The sequence below is a fragment of the Burkholderia sp. AW33-5 genome (genome assembly GCF_053427615.1).
Genome location: NZ_JBSAXA010000018.1, coordinates 120,721 through 126,720 on the forward strand (window position 1 = coordinate 120,721; position 6,000 = coordinate 126,720).

Annotated in this window: 3 protein-coding genes; 1 reads left to right on the plus strand and 2 read right to left on the minus strand. The window is 62.9% G+C overall.

The features are described 5' to 3' along the window. The first annotated feature begins 271 nt into the window (after positions 1 to 271). The gene (locus ACV22V_RS24665) at positions 272 to 1,429 is read left to right on the plus strand and encodes a porin (RefSeq protein ID WP_059535150.1); all 1,158 of its coding nucleotides are present in this window, start codon (positions 272 to 274) and stop codon (positions 1,427 to 1,429) included. A gap of 321 nt (positions 1,430 to 1,750) precedes the next feature. Here the strand turns inward: ACV22V_RS24665 and ACV22V_RS24670 are convergent, their stop codons facing one another. After that, entirely contained in the window at positions 1,751 to 3,424 is a 1,674-nt protein-coding gene (locus tag ACV22V_RS24670; protein ID WP_448015777.1) for a long-chain-fatty-acid--CoA ligase, read from the minus strand. Positions 3,425 to 3,560: 136 nt separating this feature from the next. Then, the gene (locus ACV22V_RS24675) at positions 3,561 to 5,636 is read right to left on the minus strand and encodes a molybdopterin-containing oxidoreductase family protein (RefSeq protein WP_448015778.1); all 2,076 of its coding nucleotides are present in this window, start codon (positions 5,634 to 5,636) and stop codon (positions 3,561 to 3,563) included. Positions 5,637 to 6,000 lie beyond the last annotated feature (364 nt).

The window sequence follows — 6,000 nt, forward strand, 5'->3', positions numbered from 1 at the left end:
CTCCTGGCTGCGTGTGCTGCCGCGGGCGGCAAAGGCACGTGCTCCGCTGCGTAACCGACTTGATTATTCAGCGGAAATTGCGGTTAACCCGTGATTTTAACCATTGTTGCATAAAGGAAACATGGCAGCCTTGCGCCACGGCATTTCGCTTTGTCGGAAAAATCGGCTTTGCTACATTACGTGCAACTTCTTGCGAAGTTGACGGGGCCCGTCAACACAACATAACTATCCGCCCCGCCAAAAAAATTCAGTGTTTCTTGGAGATCCGTTAATGAAAAAGTCGCTTCTCGCGCTCGTCGCGCTGGGCGCGTTTGCTGGCGCAGCCCATGCGCAAAGCAGCGTGACGCTCTACGGCATCATCGATGAAGGCTTCATCTTCAACAACAACGCCAAGGGCGGCCACCTGTACGGTCTGGCAAGCGGCGTGATGCAAGGCAGCCGCTTCGGCCTGCGCGGCACCGAAGATCTGGGCAGCGGCCTGAAGGCGATCTTCGTGCTCGAAAACGGTTTCGACGTCAACTCCGGCAAGCTGGGCCAGGGCGGCCTGATGTTCGGCCGCCAGGCTTACGTCGGCCTGTCGAGCCAGTACGGTACGGTCACGCTGGGTCGCCAGTACGACTCCGTCGTCGACTTCGTCGGCCCGCTCGAGGCAGGCGACCAGTGGGGCGGCTACATCGCGGCTCACCCGGGCGACCTCGACAACTTCAACAACGCATATCGCGTGAACAACGCGGTCAAGTACACGAGCCCGACCTACGGCGGCTTCTCGTTCGGCGGCCTGTACAGCTTCGGCGGTCAAGCCGGCCAGTTCTCGAAGAACCAGGTCTGGTCGCTCGGCGCCGGTTACAACAACGGCCCGCTGGTGTTGGGTGTCGGCTACTTGAACGCACGCACGCCGGCGAACTTCGGCGGCATGTTCAACACCGGCGCGTCGGCTGCAGCGACGGCCGTGTCGTCGCCGGTCTACGGCGCATATGCGAACAGCGCGAACACGTACCAGGTCATCGGTGCGGGCGGTGCGTACACGTTCGGCGCAGCAACGATCGGCGCGACGTACTCGAACACGAAGTTCAAGGGCTTCTCGGTCGGTCCGTTCGTGAACCAGACCGCGACGTTCAACAACGGCGAAATCAACTTCAAGTATCAGCTGACCCCGGCGCTGATCGTCGGCGCGGCGTACGACTATACGCAGGGCAGCAAGATCGACGGCAACTCGGCAGCCAAGTACCACCAAGGCTCGCTGGGCGTCGACTACTTCCTGTCCAAGCGCACGGACGTCTACGTGATCGGCGTGTACCAGCATGCGTCGGGCAACGCGCTGAACTCGAAGGGCGAGGTCATTCCGGCAACGGCGTCGATCAACGGTCTCGACCCGTCGAGCACCAGCAACCAGGTTGCAGCGCGCGTCGGCATCCGTCACAAGTTCTAATCAGCTTGACTGACAAGCCGCAGCATATTGAAGGCGCCTTCGGGCGCCTTTTTCTTTTGCGGCGGCGAAGCGGTGAGCGGCGAACCGTTCGCGACGTCTCATCGACGTGAAGGCCGCCGCTGCCGGCGGGTGGCACGCACCGAGGTACCGCGCCATACGGATCGCGGCCGGCGGCGGCCGGCTCGAGCCGCTCCGTCGGCGCCCCCCCGGTAGAACGCGCGCCGTTACTGCGACCGTCGAACCACGACGCGGCATCCTCGATGCCGGCACCACAAATAAAAAAGCCCGGCACTGGCCGGGCTGGTTGATTCGACTTCGGTGTTACGCGCGTCCGTCGCGCAGTTCGCGCCGCAGGATCTTGCCGACATTCGTCTTCGGCAACTCCGTGCGGAACTCGACGAGTTTCGGCCGCTTGTAGCCGGTGAGCCGCTCCTTGCAGTACGCGAGGATGTCCTTGTCGGTAAGCGCCGGATCCTTCTTCACGACGAACAGCTTCACGGCTTCGCCCGAGTGCTCGTCCGGCACGCCGACCGCCGCCACCTCGAACACGCCCGGGTGCGACGCCACCACGTCCTCGACCTCGTTCGGATACACGTTGAAACCGGATACCAGGATCATGTCCTTCTTCCGGTCGACGATCTTCACGTAACCGCGCGCGTCCATCACGCCGACGTCGCCGGTCTTGAAGAAACCGTCCGGGAACATGACCTTCGCGGTTTCGTCCGGACGGTTCCAGTAGCCGGCCATGACCTGCGGCCCGCGGATGCAGATCTCGCCCGGCTCGCCGAGCGCGACGTCATTGCCGGCGTCATCGCGGATGGCCACTTCCGTCGACGGCAGCGGCAGGCCGATCGTCCCGCTGTATTCGGTCGCGGTCACCGGGTTGCAGGTCGCGACCGGCGAAGTCTCCGACAGGCCGTAGCCCTCGACGATCGCCGTATGGGTCTTCTCATACCAGCGCTTCGCGACGCCTTCCTGGATCGCCATGCCGCCACCATTGGCGATCACGAGCTTCGACAGGTCGAGCTGATTGAATTCGGGATGGTTCAGCAGTGCGTTGTACAGCGTGTTGACGGCCGGAATCGTCGAGATCTGGTACCCCTTCAACTCCTTGATCATGCCGCCGATGTCGCGCGGATTCGGGATCAGGACGCCCATGCCGCCCGTGCGCATCGTCAGGAAGCCGCAGACCGTCAGCGCGAACACGTGATAGAGCGGCAGCGCGACAACCGTCACGAACTGTTTCACCTCGGGGTACTTCTCGTGCGCCGGATGATGCCATGCGCCCGCCTGCAGCACGTTCGACACGATGTTCCGGTGCAGCAGCGTCGCGCCCTTCGCGACACCCGTCGTACCGCCCGTGTACTGGAGGAACGCGACGTCGTCGGGGCCGAGCCTCTCTGCCTTGAAGGTCTGCCGCGCACCTTCCGACAGCGCGGCCTTGAAGCGCGTGAACGACGGAAGCTGCCAGGCCGGCACCATTTTCTTCACGTTGCGCACGACGTAATTGACGAGCCAGCCCTTGATGCCCAGCAGATCGCCCATCGACGCGACCACGACATGCTTGACCGCGGTATTGGCGATGACGGCCTGCAGCGTCGACGCGAAATTCTCGAGAATGACGATCGCCTCCGCTCCGCTGTCCTTCAGCTGATGTTCGAGCTCGCGCGGCGTATAGAGCGGGTTGACGTTGACGACGGTGAAGCCCGCGCGGAGCACCGCGACGATCGCCACCGGGTACTGCAGCACGTTCGGCATCATGAGCGCGACGCGCGCGCCGCGCTTCAGGCCGCGCGACTGCAACCACGCGCCGAACTGGCGCGACAGCGCATCGAGTTCGCCGTACGTGATGCTCTTGCCCATGCAGACGAACGCCTTGCGGTCACGATACTGCTTGAAGCTTTCGTCGAGGAGATCCGGGATGGAAGGATACGGGGACGCGTCAATTTCGGCTGGAACGCCGGGTGGGTACGATTTCAGCCAAATTTTGTTCATACTGCGCGTCTCCTCACAGATTTTCGAATGGTCGTGCTAAAACGCATCGTAGCGGCTCGTCCGTGCTGAGACAACAGGGTTAGATGCCCACTTCGAACTTTCGGATACATTCGTCTGATGGTATCAAGAAGTTCGGTCAAATCCGCTCAACTTCCACCAGACAATCGTAAAACGTCGCCGAGTTGCCGAGATCGGTCAACGCCTGGCTCGTCACCTCGTTCGCGTTCCGTCCATCCGCCGACAGTTTCTTCCACCAGATCGACAGTCCGACGACGAGCCCCGCGCGCGCGCGATCGGTCACTCTCGCGACCGCCTGCATCGATCCGCGGTCGTTGAAGATGCGCACCATGTCGCCCTCCCCGATGCCGCGCGCGTCGGCGTCGGCCGGGTGTATATCGAGGTGCGGCTGGCCTTCCGTACTGCGCAGGCTGTCCACGTTCACGAACGTGCTGTTCAGGAAGTGGCGGGCCGGCGGGGAAATCATCGCCAGTGGATAGCGAGCGGCGAGTTCAGGCGCGGCCTCCGCCGATTCGAACGGCGGCAGATAATCAGGCACCGGGTCCATGCCCATCTGCTCGAGCCGCGCACTGTAGAACTCGCATTTGCCGGACGGTGTGCGAAAGCCGCCATTCGCGAAAGGCGCGTCCGCCACCTTGAGCTTCAGCCAGCCGGCACGCTTCAACGTCTCCCAATCGCTGTCGAGTGCCGGATCGTCCCAACGGAGCGCCGTCTGCGCAACCTCTTCGTCGCTGTGATAAAGCGCGGGCTCGTCGAGCCCCATGCTGCGTGCGATGCCCCGAAAGATTTCCGTGTTGGGCCGTGCGTCGCCGACTGGCGGAATTGCCGGTAGATTCGCCATCACATAGGTGTGGCCGTACGACTTGTGGACGTCGAGATGCTCGAGTTGCGTCGTGGCCGGCAACACAATGTCGGCGAAATCGACCGTATCTGTCTTGAAGTGCTCCAGAACGACCGTGAACAGATCTTCGCGCGCGAATCCAGCGGCAACTTTCGACGAGTCGGGCGCGACCGCGACGGGATTCGAGTTGTAGACGATCACCGCTTCGAGCTTCGGCCCGAAGGTGGCGTCGCCCGGATGCAGCAGCGCATCGCCGATTGCATTCATGTTGATGATGCGCGGCAGTTTGTGAGGCCAGCCGGGCATCAGATCCGGACGCAGCAGCCCCGCCTTATTGACCGGTGCGGATTCCGATGACGACAGCAGAAGCCCGCCGGCCCGGTCGCGCCACGCGCCTGTCAGCGCGGGCAGGCTCGCTATCGCGCGCACGGCATTGCCGCCGCCGCGCACGCGCTGCATGCCGTAATTGAGGCGAATCGACGCCTTGCGGGTCGCGCCGTAACGACGTGCGAGTTCGATCAGTTCCGACGCTTCGATGCCGCAAATTTGCGCGACACGCTCCGGCGGATAGGACAGGGCTCGCGCCTTGAGCGCGTCGAAGCCGAGCGTATGACGCGCGATGTAGTCGTGATCGAGCAGATCTTCGGTAATCAGCACATGCATCATGCCGAGCGCGAACGCGCCGTCGGTGCCCGGTTTCAACGCGATGTGCTGATGGCATTTCTCGGCCGTCAGCGAGCGGTAAGGATCGATCGCGACCAGACGGGCGCCTCGACGCTTGGCTTCCTGCGCTCGGGTCCAGAAATGCAGACTGGATGCGATCGGGTTGGCGCCCCAGATCAGGATCAGTTCGCTTTCCTCGAAATGCTCGAGATGCATGCCGACGCTTCCACCATACGTGTAGCGCAGCCCCGCTGCACCGGCTGCGGCGCAGATGGTCCGCTCAAGCCGGGACGCACCGAGCTTATGGAAGAACCGCTGCGCAATGCCTTCGCCCTGCACGAGTCCCATCGTTCCCGCGTAGCTGTACGGCACGATCGCCTCCGGTGCGCGCGCGGCGATTTCCCCGAGACGACGACCGATCTCGTCAAGTGCTTCGCTCCAGCTGATCGGCACGAAGCGCCCTTCCCCCTTCGCGCCGATGCGCTTGAGGGGAACGGTGAGCCGGTCGGGATGATGAACGCGGTCGGCATATCGGCTGACTTTCGTACACAGCACGCCCTGCGTGGGCGGATGGTCGGGATCGCCCGTCACCTTGATGGCCCGGCCGTTTTCGACGGTCACGCGCATTGCGCACGTATCCGGACAATCGTGAGGGCAAACGGCCCGAGCTATCTGAGTGGCGGCGTTCATCGTTCTGGATGCGACTGGGGTGGAGATTCGCAAATTTTACGTGGATGGACCGAATAAGGCCTCATTTCGCGCGAATTTCCCGCCTGTGCAGTGAGAAAACGGGGATGACGGATGAAAAATATCGACGCTGGACCGGCTCCGAATTGCCGATGCGACGATACGGACGTGGAGCGGGTGTTAGAAGTGCCTTGCCGAACCGGCCCGAGTCGCCTCCCTGGCTGGAGATTGCAGCGAATCGACGGGTGATGGGTCCGGGGTGATGGAAAGCGGCGGGTTCCGGCGACGCGCTTGGGCCGCAAACGGGGGGGATCGATTGCCTGCACTCGCGTTTTCGTCGCGCCAATGCAAAAACCCCCGCCTGGTG

Coding starts and splice junctions, on each gene's coding strand:
- ACV22V_RS24670 (WP_448015777.1), bottom strand. CDS start 3,424: ATGAACAAAATTTGGCTGAAATCGTACCCACCCGGCGTTCCAGCCGAA.
- ACV22V_RS24675 (WP_448015778.1), bottom strand. CDS start 5,636: ATGAACGCCGCCACTCAGATAGCTCGGGCCGTTTGCCCTCACGATTGT.
- ACV22V_RS24665 (WP_059535150.1), top strand. CDS start 272: ATGAAAAAGTCGCTTCTCGCGCTCGTCGCGCTGGGCGCGTTTGCTGGC.